The 17,985-nt window shown below is 31.0% G+C and carries 18 protein-coding genes; all 18 read left to right on the top strand.

Features of this window, described 5'->3' with window-relative positions:
- The first annotated feature begins 36 nt into the window (after window positions 1–36).
- The 18 genes from uraA to CLHOM_RS11530 all read left to right on the top strand — a co-directional run bounded on the left by uraA (window position 37) and on the right by CLHOM_RS11530 (window position 17,917).
- Window positions 37–1,329 carry a uracil permease gene (gene uraA / locus CLHOM_RS11615; RefSeq protein ID WP_052221861.1) on the top strand — a complete coding sequence of 431 codons (1,293 nt, stop codon included), beginning with the start codon at window positions 37–39 and terminating at the stop codon, window positions 1,327–1,329.
- A gap of 141 nt (window positions 1,330–1,470) precedes the next feature.
- A complete protein-coding gene (locus CLHOM_RS11610; protein WP_052221860.1) occupies window positions 1,471–2,259 on the top strand; it encodes an EFR1 family ferrodoxin in 789 nt (262 codons plus the stop codon).
- Window positions 2,260–2,300: 41 nt separating this feature from the next.
- Complete coding sequence (locus CLHOM_RS11605) at window positions 2,301–3,146, top strand: epoxyqueuosine reductase (RefSeq protein WP_052221859.1); 846 nt, start codon at window positions 2,301–2,303, stop codon at window positions 3,144–3,146.
- Between the two features lie 196 nt (window positions 3,147–3,342).
- Window positions 3,343–6,588 carry a DEAD/DEAH box helicase gene (locus tag CLHOM_RS11600; RefSeq protein WP_052221858.1) on the top strand — a complete coding sequence of 1,082 codons (3,246 nt, stop codon included), beginning with the start codon at window positions 3,343–3,345 and terminating at the stop codon, window positions 6,586–6,588.
- A gap of 83 nt (window positions 6,589–6,671) precedes the next feature.
- Entirely contained in the window at window positions 6,672–7,274 is a 603-nt protein-coding gene (locus CLHOM_RS11595; protein WP_242846770.1) for a prepilin peptidase, read from the top strand.
- Window positions 7,275–7,318: 44 nt separating this feature from the next.
- Window positions 7,319–8,503: a sensor histidine kinase gene (locus CLHOM_RS11590; RefSeq protein WP_242846769.1), complete on the top strand. Its 1,185-nt coding sequence runs from the start codon at window positions 7,319–7,321 to the stop codon at window positions 8,501–8,503.
- Window positions 8,484–9,164 carry a response regulator gene (locus CLHOM_RS11585; RefSeq protein ID WP_052221857.1) on the top strand — a complete coding sequence of 227 codons (681 nt, stop codon included), beginning with the start codon at window positions 8,484–8,486 and terminating at the stop codon, window positions 9,162–9,164. The genes CLHOM_RS11590 and CLHOM_RS11585 overlap by 20 nt, the downstream gene beginning before the upstream one ends.
- A gap of 146 nt (window positions 9,165–9,310) precedes the next feature.
- Window positions 9,311–9,487, top strand: a complete 177-nt coding sequence (locus tag CLHOM_RS11580) for a Flp family type IVb pilin (protein ID WP_052221856.1) — start codon at window positions 9,311–9,313, stop codon at window positions 9,485–9,487.
- 102 nt (window positions 9,488–9,589) lie between these two features.
- Window positions 9,590–9,988 (top strand): TadE/TadG family type IV pilus assembly protein, encoded by a 399-nt coding sequence (locus tag CLHOM_RS11575; protein WP_242846768.1) that lies wholly within the window; start codon window positions 9,590–9,592, stop codon window positions 9,986–9,988.
- A gap of 12 nt (window positions 9,989–10,000) precedes the next feature.
- Window positions 10,001–10,894 (top strand): pilus assembly protein TadG-related protein, encoded by an 894-nt coding sequence (locus CLHOM_RS11570; RefSeq protein WP_052221854.1) that lies wholly within the window; start codon window positions 10,001–10,003, stop codon window positions 10,892–10,894.
- Window positions 10,895–10,915: 21 nt separating this feature from the next.
- On the top strand, window positions 10,916–11,860 hold the full coding sequence (gene cpaB, locus CLHOM_RS11565; RefSeq protein ID WP_052221853.1) for a Flp pilus assembly protein CpaB: 945 nt from the start codon (window positions 10,916–10,918) through the stop codon (window positions 11,858–11,860).
- A 12-nt stretch (window positions 11,861–11,872) separates the two neighbouring features.
- Window positions 11,873–13,027 carry a CpaE/TadZ family protein gene (locus CLHOM_RS11560; protein WP_052221852.1) on the top strand — a complete coding sequence of 385 codons (1,155 nt, stop codon included), beginning with the start codon at window positions 11,873–11,875 and terminating at the stop codon, window positions 13,025–13,027.
- Between the two features lie 11 nt (window positions 13,028–13,038).
- A complete protein-coding gene (locus tag CLHOM_RS11555) occupies window positions 13,039–14,367 on the top strand; it encodes a TadA family conjugal transfer-associated ATPase (protein WP_052221851.1) in 1,329 nt (442 codons plus the stop codon).
- A gap of 13 nt (window positions 14,368–14,380) precedes the next feature.
- The gene (locus CLHOM_RS11550) at window positions 14,381–15,343 is read left to right on the top strand and encodes a type II secretion system F family protein (RefSeq protein ID WP_052221850.1); all 963 of its coding nucleotides are present in this window, start codon (window positions 14,381–14,383) and stop codon (window positions 15,341–15,343) included.
- 15 nt (window positions 15,344–15,358) lie between these two features.
- A complete protein-coding gene (locus tag CLHOM_RS11545; protein WP_052221849.1) occupies window positions 15,359–16,279 on the top strand; it encodes a type II secretion system F family protein in 921 nt (306 codons plus the stop codon).
- Between the two features lie 13 nt (window positions 16,280–16,292).
- Window positions 16,293–16,622, top strand: coding sequence for a DUF192 domain-containing protein (locus CLHOM_RS11540; protein ID WP_052221848.1), 330 nt, complete (start codon window positions 16,293–16,295; stop codon window positions 16,620–16,622).
- 254 nt (window positions 16,623–16,876) lie between these two features.
- Complete coding sequence (locus tag CLHOM_RS11535; RefSeq protein WP_052221847.1) at window positions 16,877–17,656, top strand: methyltransferase domain-containing protein; 780 nt, start codon at window positions 16,877–16,879, stop codon at window positions 17,654–17,656.
- 9 nt (window positions 17,657–17,665) lie between these two features.
- Window positions 17,666–17,917, top strand: a complete 252-nt coding sequence (locus CLHOM_RS11530) for an apurinic/apyrimidinic endonuclease family protein (protein ID WP_139205634.1) — start codon at window positions 17,666–17,668, stop codon at window positions 17,915–17,917.
- Window positions 17,918–17,985 lie beyond the last annotated feature (68 nt).

Genomic DNA, 17,985 nt, shown 5'->3' with positions numbered 1-17,985 from the left:
CAAATGCTTCCCCAAAAACAAAAGGGGGATAAAATTATGTTAAGCAACAATGTACAATCTGAGACAACAACAGTTGATGCTCAAGAAAAATTATCACTTCAAAAGGCAATTCCATTAAGTCTTCAACATTTATTTGCAATGTTTGGAGCATCTGTCCTAGTTCCAATATTATTCAAAATTGATCCTGCAATTGTATTATTTTTTAATGGTATCGGTACACTATTATATGCATTTTTAACAAAGAGAAAAATTCCAGCATTCTTAGGATCAAGTTTTGCATTTTTATCACCAGCATTTTTCTTAATGGGAAAAGGATATGATTTTTCATATATCCAAGGTGGATTTGTAGTATCAGGACTTATTTTTTCAGCAGTAGCATTAATAGTTAAATTTACAGGCATAGGATGGATTAATAAATTATTCCCGCCAGCATCTATGGGAGCTATAGTTGCAATAATCGGTTTAGAATTAGCTTCTACAGCAGCAGATATGGCTGGATTTCCAGTAGGAGGAGCTAACACTCAAACATTAAATCCTACATGGGTTACAGTATCTATGGTAACACTAATAACAGTAATTTTAGCTTCTGTAATATTAAGAGGATTTTTAAAAGTAATTCCAATATTAATTGGTGTAATTGTAGGCTACATTACTGCATGGGCAGTAGGCTTGGTAAACTTTAGTGGAGTTTCACAAGCTAGCATTATTGCAATGCCGCATTTACAGTTAGCTAAATTTGATTTGAATGCAATTATTATAATATTACCAGCTACTTTTGTTGTAATAGCAGAGCATATAGGGCATCTTGTTGTAACAGGAAGTATTATGGGTAAAGATCTTACTAAAGATCCAGGGTTACATAGATCATTACTTGGAGATGGACTTTCAACTACGCTATCAGGTATGTTCGGAGCAGTTCCAACAACTACCTATGGGGAAAACATCGGAGTAATGGCTATTACTAAAGTTTACAGCACTTATGTAGTAATGGGTGCAGGCGCTCTATCAATTGTTCTTGGCTTCTCTGGAAAGCTAGCAGCTGTAATAAGCAGTATACCAACACCTGTAATTGGCGGTATTTCTTTGCTCCTTTTCGGAACTATTGCAACGTCTGGATTAAGAACCTTTATTGAAGGAGATGTGGATTTTTCAAAATCAAGAAATTTAATATTAACTTCTACTATACTGATTATTGGATTAAGTGGTATAAAAGTTCAAGTTGGAGTTATTGAATTAAAAGGAATGGCATTAGCTACAATAGTAGGAATAATACTAAACTTAGTATTTATAATACTTGACAAACTTAATTTAATGAATGAAAAAGAATAAAATATATATAATATATAAAATAAAAGCATAGGAATATTCCTATGCTTTTATTTTATAAAATTACTACTAAATATTAACATAATAATGATATAATATAATATTATAAAGTTATATCCATGTAAATTTATAGGAGGATTTCATATGATATTTTATTTCACAGGTACAGGAAATTCTTTACAAGTAGCTAAAAACATTGCATGGCATAATAATGAACAGCTAATTTCTATAGCTAAAGAAATGAATAGTGTCGATGGAAAATTTCAATATACTTTAAGAGAAGGGGAAATAATAGGTTTTGTATTTCCTGTATATGCTTGGGCACCACCTAAAATGGTTCTTAATTTTATTGAAAAATTAAAGTTTGACAACTATAAAAACAATTATATTTTTTCAGTAGCAACCTGCGGAGAGAATATAGGAAATACCATGAAGGTTCTGGACAATTTATTAAAGAAAAATGATATGCAGTTAAAAAGCGGGTTTTCACTTAAAATGCCTAATAACTATATTATAATGGGCGATATTGACTCGAAAAAAGTTCAAGCAGAAAAGCTCTCAGCAGCAGAAGAAGCTCTAAGAAATATAAATAGGATTATTAAAGAAAGAAAAGAAGGAGTATTTCTTGTTAATAAAGGATTGTTTCCTGGAATTTTAACTTCGGTAATAAATCCACTATTTAATAAAAATGCAATAAATACAAGAAAATTTACGGTAAGCGATAAATGTAATAGTTGTGGATTATGCGAGAAGGTGTGCAATTCTAATACCATTAGGGTTAATAAAAAACCTCAGTGGAAAAATAAATGCACACAATGCTTAGCTTGTATTCATATTTGTCCAGTTAAAGCAATTCAATATGGAAAAGGCACAGAAAAGAAGGGAAGATATATAAATCCAAACATTGGGGACAAATTATTTACTACTTATTAATACGATTAATAACTTAAACAAATGAAGCTAGGAGATTGACAATGAATAATAATCGTGAATTGAAGGATAAAATTAAACAATTTTGCTTAGATGCTGGAGCTGATATTATAGGATTTGCTTCTGTAGAAAGATGGGAAGAGGATAATGAAGTTCCTCCAGATTTTAGACCACAAGCTATTTTTGAGCAAGCAAGAACAGTTATTGTAATTGGGGTAGGTATGCCTCTACCAATAGTAGATACTACGCCATCTATATTACATAAAGAAACCTATGATACAGCAAACCGTGTTTTAGATGATATGGCATTTAATCTAGTACGTTACTTAAACAGGCTTGGTCATGCTTCTTATTTTTTTACTAGAGATGGATATGGAAATTTAAGGCTTTTAAAAGATAGACCTCAAGCTGCCTTTAGCCACATTATGGCAGGTAAATACGCAGGGCTAGGCGATGTGGGATTAAATAATTGTCTCCTTACTCCTGAATTTGGACCAAGAGTACGACTTGTATCTGTTTTTACTTCTGCAATTTTAGAACCTGACCCAATTATAGAAAAAGACTTATGTATTAGATGTGGAGCTTGTGCTAAATGCTGCCCTGTGGATTCAATAATTATTCGAGATAAACATCAAGTTAAAAGTGAATTTATTCCCATTCCTTGTATAGATCGACACAGTGAATTAAGCCGTGATAAAGCTTATCCTTGTGGTATTTGTACAAAGGTGTGTCCTGTTGGAAAGGATCGGGTTTTATATAATGAAAAAGGTAACATGAAAAAATACCTTGAGGAAGAAAAAAGATTAGCTGAAAATCCTGATGATCCTGAATATAAAGCATGGACACATGTACGAAACTATGGCAGTTGGAATAAACAATATCCACGATAATATAAATATTATTAAATGACATGGTTTTAGATGGCTCTTTTGTAAAATCTCAATTATATTGTATAGATCCTAATGAGATAAAAGAAAGAAAGTTTACTCACCAATCTTTAAAAAATAGACTAGGCACTTTTAAAGTGATTAGTCTATTTTTATGTTATAATTATAAGATTAAAGATTAAATTATTGAGGAGAAAATATGGTGAAGGAAGATATTTTATTACAAATATTTATTGAGGAGACTAGCGGCAATAATTATATAAAAGGACAAAGAGTCCTAAATAATGATTTGGTCTCTTCAATAGATGTTACAAGTGAAGAAGAGTTGATTTGTATAGATGGTAATGTGATTTCAGAAAACTTGTTTAATGAATATCATACCAGAATAGAAATGGATTCAAGAAATAGAAGCATCTTTTCTACTTATTGCACTTGCCCAGACTATGAAAAAAATGAGTTTAAGAAGAAAAATTATTGTTGTAAGCATTTAGTTGCAACCTATTATAAAGCCTTAGAAGACCTGTCAAAGCATCCTCTTTTTAAAGAAGAGAAAGCTATAGAAGCAGGAATATTTAAAAGTAAAAATAATAATTTATTATCCATGCTTTTAGGAGATGAAAAGGACAAGGATGAAATAAAAATAGAAGTCTACATAAATAAGAATGAATGGAATGATAATATCTCTGCAGAACTTAAAATTGGGCTTAATTATATGAGTTCTAATAATCTTTACATTTTAAAAGATATTAATCACTTTTTACTAGCCTATAATAATAACATCCCCATAAGTTACAGCAAAAATTTTACCTTTGATAGAAACCATCAAAAACTTAATGCTAAGGATAAAAGACTTATTGATTTTATAGAAACTCTTAGAAACATTGAAAATAATAAGTATTTGAAAAGAGGGGAAAAGTCAGCTATTGACGGGAAATACATTAATATTCCTAAATATTTAGTTAGAGAATTTTTTGAAATTATAAAAACTCATAGAGTTTATTTAAATGAAGGTTTCTTCTTTAGGACAGTAGAAACAGAAATCATACACGGAACTCCAGATATTAATTTTGATTTGAAGCTTATAAAGGATAATTATATTCTAAAGTTACCAGATGGGATGCCGATAGTTTTAGGCTCTAAAAATAATGTTTTCCTATATGGAACTAATATTTATCTTCCAGATTATGATTATTGCTACAAGATAAGTCCGTATCTTAAGGTTTTTAATGAAGCTAAAATTGCAGCTATTCCTAAATCAAATGAGGATGCTATATTAAGAAGGTTGATTCCAGATTTGAATCTTTTGTCTAATAAACTAAGCTTGTCTAAAGCTATAAAAGACAAAATAGTTATGGGAAAGTGTGAATTTAAGTTCTATTTTGATGAAGAAAGCAAAAATATTACTCTAACATTGAAAGTTAAGTATGAAGCTTGCGAGTTTAATATTTTTCATGAATGTAAAGAAAAGATTGTTTACAGGGATTCTAAAGCAGAAGATAAGGTTATTAGGCTTTTAAAAAGTTTAGGCTTTGAAGAAATAAAAGATAAATTTCATTTAGCTTGGGGGGAAGAATACACTTTTAGATTTTTTAAGAGTGAAATACAAAAGCTGCAAGAAATAGGTGAAGTGTATTACTCAGAAAATTTTAAAGGTATAAAAAACATTGGGCTAAATGGTATTAAGGGAGATATAAAATCTGGTAAGTATGATTATTTCTACATGGATTTTATGATAGACAATATACCTCCACAGGAAACTAAAAATATACTGAGAGCATTTAGAGATAATCTTAGATATTATAAGCTGAAAACTGGAGAATTTATTGATTTAGAGGAAATAGAGCTTAAAAAGTTTTTAAAACTTATAGACGTGGTTTCTCCCAAGTCACCAGAAGATAATCATATTGAGATTCCTAAGAATAAAGGGGCTTTTTTAGATAGTTATCTTCAGGATAATAACATCAGATATATAAAAGGCAAAGCTCAATTAAAAGAAATAAGAGATAAATTTAAAAATATTAGTAAATTGGAGTTTAAAGAGCCAAAGAATTTAATGGGGAGCTTAAGAGATTATCAAAAGATAGGTTATAACTGGTTTAAAACCTTAGATTACTTAGGTTTTGGAGGAATATTAGGAGATGAAATGGGCCTTGGAAAGACTATTCAAGCAATTACCTTTATTTTATCAAATAAGGGAAGCAAAAGCTTAATTGTAGCTCCTACATCATTAATTTATAATTGGATAAATGAATTTGAAAAGTTTGCACCCTCTGTAGCTGCAGTAGGTGTATATGGAGCAAAGGAAGAGAGAGAAGAGCTGTTTAAGAAAATAGAAAACTATGATGTAATTATTACTACCTATAATCTTTTAAAGAGAGACTTAGAAAGTTATGAAAAAATGGAGTTTGATTACTGCATACTAGATGAAGCACAGTATATAAAGAATCCAAATTCACAAAATGCAAAAGCTATAAAGAGCATTAAAGCAAGGACAAAATTTGCTCTATCAGGAACTCCCATAGAAAATTCTCTAATGGAACTTTGGTCAATATTTGATTTTATAATGCCGGGATATCTCTATGACGAAAAAAGATTTAGTGTAAGATACCACAAAAAACTTAGAGAAGAAAAAGAGGTTATAGAGGATTTAAATAGACTGATAAAGCCATTTATACTGAGAAGAAGGAAAAAAGATGTTATCAAAGAGCTGCCGGATAAAATAGAAAAAAAGCTTATGGTTAGCTTAGATGAAGAGCAGAAGAAGGTTTATAAAGCTTATGCTGATCATGTAAAGGCAGTAATTGAAAAGAAGGTAGTAGAAGAAGAATTTAAAAATAGTAAGATAGAGATACTTTCTTATATAACAAAACTTAGGCAGCTTTGCCTAGATCCTAATGTTGTTATGGAGGATTATAATGGAGGAAGCGGTAAAATAGAAGCATTAGTTGAAATTCTTAAACAAAGTATAGAAGAGGGTCACAAAATACTAATTTTCTCACAATTTACCTCTGTACTTAAGAATATAAGAGAAAGACTTGAAAGAGAAGCAATTACCTATAGTTATTTAGATGGATCTATTTCTTCAGCAAAGAGAATGGATATAGTAAAAGGATTTAATGAGGGAAAAAATTCAATTTTTTTAATTAGCTTAAAGGCTGGAGGCACAGGTTTAAATTTAACCTCAGCGGATGTGGTAATTCATTTTGATCCATGGTGGAACCCAGCTGTAGAAGATCAGGCAACAGATAGGGCACACAGAATAGGTCAGAAAAATGTGGTAGAAGTTATAAAAATAATTGCTAAGGGGACTATTGAAGAAAAAATTATAGCCCTTCAAGAGGATAAGAAAAAGCTTATATCACAACTTATGGGAGACGAATTATCTGGTAGTGAAGGCTTTGCAGCTTTAACTGAAGAGGAGATTTTAGGATTGTTCCAGAACTAAAATCCCCTGATTTGTCACTTTTCATAAGTATACTATTATTATATTATTGTAATATTAGCGATATATTTTAAGGGGTACACAACATGTATATGTATATATTTATTTTAATAGTAAGTTTGATTATAGGAAAAGTTTTAAATAAAATAATCGATAATATATCGAATAGTATATCAAAATGCAATAAAAAAGCTTTCGGTACTTATATACATATTATTTGTGTGGCGGTCTTTGAGATTTTATTTTTTAAGTTTGGACTTACAATTATATTTTCTAAGGCAATAGCAATGACAACAATTTTAATAATAATATCTTTTGTTGATTTACAACATAGAATTATACCTGATTTTATAGTTGCTGCAGCTTTAGTTATGGGAATAGTTTTTTCTTTATTTGTTAGGACTTCATTTCTAGATACCATACTAGGAATGATAGCTGGTGGAGGAATATTATTGTTATTGTCTTTTATTCCTAATGCCATGGGTGGTGGAGATATTAAGCTTATGTTTGCTATTGGAGCCTTTTTAGGGTTAAATAAAACCCTATGGGCACTTCTTTTGGCCTTTCTTTTAGCTTCAATAATAAGCCTTGGTTTAATTTTTTCCAAAATCAAAGATGCTAAGGATTATATACCATTTGGTCCATTTTTAGCGCTTGGAAGCTTTATTTCAATAATTATTTTTGAATAAAATTTTACTAAAGTTAAAAAGTCTATATTAAACGAGGGTGAGGCGTGAGAAGTGATATGGATTTAGATGTAAACGAGATAAATAAAATCATAAAAAAAATCATAGGTGAGATAGGTTCTAGCAGAGAGCAAATACTTAATATTGTTGAGAATATTAGGAAAAATCAGGAAACCTTAAATTATGAAATAGCAATGGTTAAAAAGGATATTGTTAGGATTATTCATGAGGTTGACGAACTGGAAAAGCAAGACAAAGCTTGCAGGTTAAGGCTTGTTGAGGTTTCTAAAAATTTTAACAAATATGTTGAAAAAGATATAAAAGAAGCCTATGAAATGGCCTCTGAAGTAAGGATTAAATTTTTTACAAAGATGAATGAAGAAAAATTACTTAGAGAGCGAAGAGATAATTTAGAAATATCTCTAAGGAATATCATGATTAATATTGAGAGTGGGGAAAAGATAATCAACCAAATAAGTATTGCAATGAGCTACTTAGAGGGAAATATTCTTTCAGCCTTAGAAGGGGCAGATAAGAATTCTGAAATGTTTATTGGAATAAAAATTTTAGAAGCTCAGGAAAATGAGAGAAAAAGAATTGCAAGGGACATTCATGACGGACCTGCTCAACATATGGCAAATGTAGTTATGAAGGTTGACATATGTAATATGGTAATTCAAAAGGATATGGAAGAAGGACTTAAGGAATTGGCAGATTTAAAGGAAAGTGTTAAGGTGGCTTTAAGAGAAGTAAGAAGTATTATCTTCGATTTGAGACCAATGGCTTTAGACGATTTAGGATTAAGTGAAACTATTCAGCAGAATGTAAAAGCCATTACCCAAGAGTATGATATTGACATTAAATTAAAGTTAAAGCCTGTACACATGGAAATAGAGCCAATTATTCAAATTGCAGTATATAGAATCATTCAAGAAATTTTTAATAATATTGTAAAACATTCTAAAGCAAGGCATGTAGAGGTAAAGCTGGATTTTGGATTAAAATATCTAATCTTAATCATAACTGATGACGGCATTGGATTTGATGTGGAAGAAACATTAAAGAGGGTTAAAACTATGGGAGCTTCTTATGGACTTATAGGTATTTATGATAGAGTTAATCAGCTTCAAGGAGAGATTCAAATTAAATCTGATGTGGGCAAGGGGACAAACTATACGGTTAAGCTTCCTATTAATCGAGAGGTGATTAAGGATGAAAAACGAGGTAATTAGAATATTAATTGCTGATGACCATGATATAATAAGGCAGGGGTTAAAGAGAATTATAAGTTTTGAAGAGGATATATTCATTGTTTTGGAAGCCCAAAATGGTCAGGAGGCTTTAGATCTTCTAAAACAGAAAGATGTTGACATTGTTTTATTAGACTGCAATATGCCTATTGTAAATGGTATTCAGGTACTTAAAAGTATAAGGCAGCAAGGGGATAAGATTAGAGTAATAATGTTAACTGTTGAAAATGATAGAAATACTATTCATACAGCTATAGATATTGGAGCCGATGGATATATTCTTAAGGACTCTGCTGGCACTGAGATTGTAAACGCAATTAGATTAGTCTATAAGGGTGAGAAGTATATTGATAAATCCTTGGTGGCACTTCTTTTCTCAGACATAAAAATTAATGAAAAGAAGCCATCTAGCCTTTTAGATGAGCTTTCAAAAAGAGAGATTGAGGTACTCTTGAAAATATCCAAAGGACTTAGCAATAAAGAAATTGGAGAACAATTATACCTTTCTGAAAAAACTGTTAAAAATTACACAACGAATATTTTTAGAAAGATAAATGTTGGAGATAGAGTACATGCTACAATTCTTGCATTAGAAAATAATATCGAAGAATATTATATAAAAAAATATGAGGCAGAAAACTAATAGGCACATAGGGACTTTGGTCCCTGTTTTTTTATGACTTTTTTACTTATTAAATGTGACTTTTGCAATCTGCCAAACTAAAGTAGAGGGAATTATAATAGATTCAAGAAGATAAGAAGAAAAGAAATTTCAGGGGAGGAATTAATATGCTACAAATATTCAAGAGATTTATATTTAATAAATTAAAAGAGGAAAAAGGACAAAGTATGGTCGAGTATGCTCTAATAATAGGACTTGTAGCAATTGTAGTTATTGCAGTATTAGTTCTACTTGGACCAGCAATAGCAGCGAAATTCCAGGAAATTATAGATAATCTTGGCTAGGAAATAAAATTAAATTGATTTGTCCAAAGTGCTCTAATCATAGAAAAATGATTAGAGCTTTTTTGGAACACTTAAGGACTTATATTATCAGTATAAAAGTAGGTGGTTATATTGAAAAGCATAAAAAATCAAAAGGGCCAAGCATTAGTAGAATTTGCAATAGTGCTTCCAATTCTTCTAATGTTAGTCATGGGTATAATACAGTTTGGAATGATGCTAAACTCCTATCTTGCTATTGAAAATGCTTCAAGAGAAGGTGCAAGGGCTGGCATTGTTGGAAGTACTGATGCTGAAATTGAGAGCTTGATTATAGCATCTTCTCCTAGCCTGAATCCAGCTGACTTAACAGTTTCTTTAACACCCAGCGAAGCTAATAGAAGGTCTGGAGATACACTTACTGTAACAGTAACTTATAATTATAAATTCACCATCCCAATCATAAGCAGTCTTTTTAATAATGGGAAAATGATAACTGGACAGACTTCCATGAGGATTGAGTGAGGTGATTGGTTAATGAAGAAATTGGGCAGTAAAGGTAATATTTCAATAATATTATGCATAATAATTGCAGCACTATTTGGGTTTACTGCATATGTAATTGATATTGGCATGGTTTATATAGAAAGAATAAAATTATCTAATGCAATGGATTCAGCGGCATTAGCTGCAGTACTTGAACTTCCAAATGGAGATGTTAAAGCAGAGGCTGTAGCTATTGAGTATCTAGAAAAAAATAATGTAGATCCAAATCTGACTAAGATAACTATTAGCGAAGATAAAAAAAGTGTTTATATAGAAGGACAAAAGAATGTAAAACATGCCTTTGCTCAAATAATAGGTATAGGAAGCAGCAATATAAAAGATAAAACAAAAGCTGTTATTGGACCTATAAAATCAGTAAAAGACGGTACAAGACCCTTTGCTGTAGAAAAATACGATTTTTCCTATGGAGATTTAGTGGTGCTTAAAGAAGGTGCAGGGGATGGATATCACGGAAATTACGGTGCAGTTGCACTTGGTGGAACAGGAGCAAGTGTTTTTAAAGAGAATGCCATAAATGGATACAGTGGAACTGTTTCAGTAGGAGATTATATAGATACAGAAACTGGTAACATGACAGGTGCTTGTAATGATATTAAACAGTATATTAACTCTGAAAACAGTACCTTTGATAATTTCCAAAGAGATTCCATAAGGCTATGGACATTACCTTTAGTAGACACTTTAGTAGTAGATGGACGAAAGCCAGTGCTAGTAGTAGGTTTTGCTCAGTTTTATGTGGAGAATGTTGCTAATAAATCAGGGAAAATCGAGGTCACTGGCAGATTCATAAAATATGTTTCAAATTCTCCAGTTGATTTAAGCTTAAATGATACAGGTGCCTACGGTGCAAAGCTATCACAATAAAGGAGCATAAGGAGGGCAATTATGAAAAATACAGGACAAAAGTTGATATTAATATCTTTTGCTTTAGCATTAATTGCTGCTGTAGCTATTTTTATTTATTTGCAGTCTTTAAAATCAGAAAAGGAAGTAAGCAAAAAAACAACTATTATAGTAGCAGTTGAAGCAATACCAGCTAGAACTCTTATTGATAAGAAAATGGTTAAGGAAATTCAGGTGGATGACAATCCTATTTTTGCAGATTATCTAAAGGATTCTTCAAAGATTATTGGAAAGTATACAAAGGAAAGCTTTGGAAAAAATGAAGGCTTTCTTACTAGTAAACTTGTTGATAAGGGAGAAGAGGAACTTAGCTTAAATATAGATAAGAATCATAGGGCAATTTCCATAAGTACCACAGGGGCATCGGGAGTTTCAAAGTTGTTAAAACCAGGTGATTATGTTGATATTATTGCCTTTGTAGGTGAAAAAAAAGAAGGGTCAAAGGTAATTAGGCCAGATAAGGCTAAAATTATACTTCAAAACATTAAGATACTAGCAGTTGATCAACAGCTTTCTAGAGAGGCGAAAGTAAATACAAATGCTAAAAGCGAGGATAAAGAAAAAACTCAAACAAATTTCTTAATAACTTTATCAGTTGAAGCAGCAGATACTGAAAAGCTAGTGTTTGCTGAGAACATTGGAAACATCAAATTAGCCTTAAGACCATTAAAGGAAGATACAATTATCGAAACAAATGGAGTTACTTATGAAGAATTATTTGCTAATAGTTCTAAGGAAAGTGAAGTTAAAAGTGATGAAAAGTATACAAGCTATACAGTGAAAAAAGGAGATACTTTAAAAAGTATTAGTAAGAGATTTTACGGCATTGAAAGCAAATACAAAATTATAAGGGATGCAAATAATATAAGCGATGAGAATTTAATATTAACTGGGGAAATAATCAAAATTCCAACACTACAAAAGTAGGGGGATGAAATAATGAATAAGATTAAAGTATTAATCGCAGATGATGTTGAGGAAACTAGAAATGTTATAAAAAAATTACTAAGCTTAGAAGAAGAGCATATTGAAGTGGTTGGAGAATCAGATAATGGAGAAGAGGTACTTAAGCTTATTCAAAATGCAAAACCGGATATAGTTTTAATGGACATAAATATGCCTGTATTAAACGGTTTAGAAGCCACTGAAAGAATCACTATGGAATACCCATCTGTAATGGTAATTATTATGTCCGTTCAGGCTGAAAATGAGTATTTAAAGAAGGCAATGTTTCATGGTGCTAAGGAATATATCATTAAGCCCTTTAACTACGACACCTTAATAGGCACTATAATAGCAACCTATGAAAAGTATAAGGAGATACAAGTAAAGTTCAAGGGAGCTAATATAGATGAAGTAAGAAATTCCAAGGTTATAGCCTTTTTCAGCTCAAAAGGCGGGGTAGGAAAATCTGTTCTATCCCTTAATACAGCCATTCTTTTAAGTAAATCAGAAAATAAAAAAATACTTCTTATAGACATGGATTTTCAATTTGGTGATATATCCATGATGGTTAATCAACATAGCAAAAAGACTATTCTGGATGCAATAGAGGATGGACAAATAGATTCTTATGAGAATATCAAACCATACTTATTCAAGTATAAAGATAATTTTGATATACTGTTTGCTCCTGAGAAACCGGAAGCATCAGAATATATAACTAAAGAAATAGTTGAAAAAATAATGAAGGCTTTAAAAAATCAATATGATGTAATCATTGTAGATACGGGCATAAATTTCAACGATAGTACTCTTTATGTTTTAGATATGGCAGAAAAAATATTTATGATATCAACTATGGAAATTGTAGCTCTTAAGAATACAAAATTAGGACTTAAAGTAATGGAGTCTCTGGGATATGAAAAAAACAAGGTTAAGCTTGTTATAAATAGATTTAATCCTAACTATGGAATAAGTAAAAAAGAAGTAGAAGACGCCTTTGAAGATGGCATTGTTACATTTATACCAGAGGATGAGAAGCCTGTAATTATATCTATAAACAAAGGAATGCCTTTATGTGAAGATAAAAAATACTACAAACTTAAAATAGGTAAGGCAATTGAAGAAATGAGCAAGAAATTAATCAGCTAGGGGGGAGTAGTATGTCTCTTATAAGACGATTAGAAGAAGCAAATGTAGATAAGAAAGCTAATAATCAAAATGAAAAAAAAGTAGATCCTTACTATGAATTAAAAGCAAGAATTCAAAACAGGATTATTGAGGAATTGGATATAGATTTTAATGAGATTTCAGAAAACAATGAAGACATAAAGAAAAAAATTGATTATATAGTTACAAAGCATATTGAAAAAGAATCATTAAATTTGACAAGCAATCAAAAGAAGAAAATAAAAGAAGAGCTAATTGATGAGAGTATAGGTTTTGGTCCAATTACAGGTCTTCTTGCAGACAGCAAGGTTACAGAAATTATGGTTAATGGTCCCGACCATGTGTATATTGAAAAAGGCGGAAAGCTTGTGCTTACTGATGCCAAGTTTAAAAATGACAGTCATGTGCTGCATGTTATTAAGAAAATAGTAGCTCCAATTGGAAGAAGAATAGATGAAAGCTCACCAATGGTAGATGCAAGACTTCCTAATGGCTCAAGAGTTAATGCAATTATACCTCCACTTGCAATTGACGGTCCTTCTATAACCATAAGAAAATTTGCAGAGGATCCTTTCAAAATAGAAGATTTAATTAGTTTTGGTACCTTGTCCCCTAAAATGGGAGAACTGTTAAAGTACTGTGTACAAGGAAGGCTCAATATATTTGTTTCAGGTGGTACAGGAAGTGGTAAAACAACTACATTAAATGTACTTTCTTCATTTATACCTGAAGATGAAAGGATAGTAACTATTGAAGATTCAGCAGAGCTTCAGCTTTCACAAGAGCATGTAGTAAGACTGGAAACAAGACCAACAAATGTAGAAGGTAAAGGAGAAGTTACGATTAGAGACCTAGTTAAAAACAGTCTAAGAATGCGTCCAGATAGAATTATTGTAGGAGAAGTTCGTTCGGGAGAAGCTTTGGACATGCTTCAAGCTATGAATACTGGTCATGATGGTTCTTTAACAACAGGTCACGCCAATTCCCCAAGAGATATGCTATCAAGAATTGAAACCATGGTACTAATGTCGGGAATGAATCTTCCTGTTAAGGCAATCAGGGACCAGGTAGCTTCAGCTATCGATATTATAATTCAACAATCAAGACTTATGGATGGGAGTAGAAAAATAACTTATATAACTGAAGTTCAAGGTATGGAAGGAGATGTAATTATCCTCCAAGATATATTTAAGTTTGAGCAAAGGGGAACTGATAACAGAGGTAAGGTAAAAGGAGAATTTATTTTTACAGGTGTAGTACCAAAGTTTGTACAGAAGCTAAAAGAAAAGGGAATAAACATACCAATAGATATTATGAGGTAGGAGGTGGTAGCTTATGGTATATCTTTTAGCAATACTGATTTTTTTACTAACCTGGTGTCTAATTAGCGCTATATTACTTTTTGTATTTAACAAGGAAAAACCTATTGATAAGCTTAAATACTTTGATGAGGATTATGCCTTTAGTGAACATTATAAAAATAGTAATAAAAGTAAAGTAAGTGTATTTAAGATCTTATCAACTTTAGTTCCTACCTCTAGATTAAATAAAAAGAAAAATAAAAAGCTGGAGATTGAGCTTATGAAGGCAGATTTACCTGTTACAGTAGAGGAGCTTTTGGTTATAAAGATACTTTCTTCTTCAGCTTTTGCATTTTTGGCATTTGCAGTATTTAAGGATTATTTTATTATTATCCTTGTATTTATTGCAATATGGAACGTGCCAAGATTTATAATAAAAAAGAAAAAGAAAGATAGAATTAAATTATTTGATAGTCAGCTAAATGAAGGTATAACCATAATATCTAATTCTCTAAAGGCAGGTTATTCTTTTCTCCAGGCTGTAGCTGTAGTTGCGGAAGAAACCAGTGATCCATTTTCAAAAGAATTTAAGAAACTCCTTAAGGAGATGAGTTTTGGTATATCCGAGGAGGACGCTTTAAAAAATTTACTTTCTAGAATGGATTCACAGGATTTAAATCTAATGATGAATGCCATTTTAATACAAAAGGATATAGGGGGAAACTTATCTGAAATATTAGATAATATATCTGAAACCATAAGGGAGAGACAGAAACTAAAAAATGAACTTAAAACTTTAACTGCACAAGGAAGGCTATCAGGTATTATTTTAACACTTATACCGGTTTTCTTAGGTTTAACAATCTATCTTTTTAACAAAGAATATATGATGCTTTTGTTCACAACTTCAATAGGCATATCTTTGATGGTAGGTGCCGTAGTCAGTGAGTTTTTTGGATTATTAATGATAAGAAAAATAACACATATAGATATGTAGAGGGAAGGTGAGAGCATGCTTTATGTTATAATCTTTATATTTTTTTTATCAATATTCTTTCTTCTATATGGTATTTTAGCCTTTTTAAGTAGAGACAAAATGGAAATTAAAAATAGGCTTAGTCAGCTTAATGAACTAAATACTGCAGATAAAGAAAAAGAAGAAAACAAATCTTTTGCTGAAAGAATCTTAAAGCCTTTCTATCAAGGCTTTAGTAAAACTATACTGAAAATAACTCCAAAGCATAAGCTTGAAATGCTCAGCAAGAAGTTGGAAAAGGCAGGAGTTTTAAAAAATACTACTATAGGTAAATGGCTATTTTATAAGAGCATGATGGTTTTAGTTTCTTCAGCAATAGTTGGATTATTATCTTTTGCAGTTTCTAAGGATGGTTTTAAGACAATAACTATTGTCTTAATTGTAGCTGTAGCCGTAAATTATTTTTTCAGCTTTTATTTATCAAGGAGAATTGAAGATAGAAAAAAGAAAATTCTAAAGAATTTACCTTACACTTTAGATTTAATTACTGTCAGTGTTGAAGCAGGCTTATCCTTCGATGGAGCAATTGCTAGAGTTATAAATAACATAAACGGTGAAATTTGCGATGAATTTTCCAAAAGTTTAAAAGAAATTAGGATGGGAATAGAACGTAAGGTAGCCCTTAAAAATATGAGTGATCGCTGCGATGTAAAAGAACTTTCCATGTTTGTTACTTCTTTAATTCAAGCAGATGAATTAGGTGTAAGCTTAAGTAGAGTTCTCAGAATAGAGTCTGCAAACCTTAGAGAACAGAGAAAACAAGCTTCTAGAGAAAAAGCTATGAAAGCTCCTATTAAGATGTTGTTTCCATTAGTACTTTTCATATTTCCATCTATTTTTGTAATTATTCTAGGACCAGCAGTTATTAGAATGATAGATATTTTTGGCAAACAATAGAGTAGGTGATTTAATGATAAAAAATCTATTATGTAAATCAGCGGTTATAGGTGAAATATTTATAGCAGATAGCTTTATGAAAAGATTTTTAGGGTATATGCTTCAAAAAGAACCTCATTATGAATCTATATTATTTAAGCCTTGTAACAGCATACACACATTTTTTATGAAATTTCCCATTGATGTGTTATTTATCAATGAAAATATGGAAGTATGCAAAAAAATTGATTGTCTTTGCCCAGGAAAGATAATAATGCCTGTAAAAGAGGCTGTGATGGTCATAGAGGGTAAAGGGGGAATGTTTAAAAATATCAGTGAGGGAGACAAAATAACAGTAGTTTAAAATAAATAATATGCCCACTTAAAAAACTTCTTAAGAATTGTGATTCTTAGGAAGTTTTACTTTTCTATCAAGAATTATAATGTAAAAACTCATGAAATACCAAAATATTGCTTCGACGTAAGTAAAGGAAGCTTCTGATGTGGATATATGTAATAATATGGTTTATAATCTATATATAGGTTAAATGCTAATTTGCTTATATAAAAATACTATTTTAGAGTTGATTAAAATTCATTTATTTAGGAGGAAATATTATGGGAGATTGGAATTCAGTGCAGTACCTAATGTTTGGAAATGAGCGGACACAGCCAGCAATAGATTTAGTTAATCGTATTTATATGGACGATCCTAAAAAGATTATAGATATTGGATGTGGTCCAGGAAATAGTACTCAGGTTTTAGCAAATAGGTTTCCTAATGCTTACATTCTTGGAGTTGATAATTCTCTAAATATGATTGAAACAGCTAAGAGGAATTCTCCAAATCTTGATTTTAAGATTTGTGATGCAGGTAAAGATTTATCAATGCTTGATAATGATTTTGATGTAGTTTTTTCAAATGCTTGTATTCAATGGATACCTAATCACAATCAACTGTTGAAAAATATGATTGGGTTACTTAAAGCAGGGGGAATATTAGCAGTGCAAACACCAATGAATTATAACGAACCAATTCATAAAATCATTGGAGAAGTTTCAACTAATGATAAGTGGAAATCAAAATTTATTAATCATAGAATTTTTTACAACCTTATACAAAGTGAATATTATGATTTGCTTTCAGAAATTTCATCAGAATTTTCTATATGGGAAACTATATATTATCACAAGTTAGCTTCACATAAGGATATTATGGAATGGTATCGGGGTACAGGATTAAGACCATATTTAAATGCTTTATCAAATGAAGATAAGATAGTCTTTGAACAAGATATTTTTGATAGAGTTGGAAAAGAATATCCTGTTCAAGAAAATGGGACTATTATCTTTAGATTCCCAAGATTCTTTTTTACAGCAAAATCAAAGAGGATATAAATATCATGGTTGAGTATGGAAGAAGTATACGATGGTTTAATAATTATACAAGTCAAGTATCCTAAGTGCTTGCATATATCAGATAAGCACTTTAGTGTAAAGCATGAGCACCTTCCAATAGGAGAAGGGGAGCTGGACTTTAAGCTAATTTTTCAAAAATATTTAAAAGGATACCAGGGCAAGATTATATTTGAAGTGGTTGATGAGGATGAGATAATAATTAATTCTAAAGATATAATTCAAAATTGCAATTGCCATTAGAATGCAGCCTGAGATTATAGAAAGAATAAATAACGGTCCCACTGAGGAATATTTTAGAGAATATAATC

The organism is Clostridium homopropionicum DSM 5847 (genome assembly GCF_001263795.1).
GTDB lineage: Bacteria > Bacillota > Clostridia > Clostridiales > Clostridiaceae > Clostridium_H > Clostridium_H homopropionicum.
Note: the sequence above shows the minus strand (reverse complement) of the source record. Positions and strands in the feature narration are given on the sequence as shown.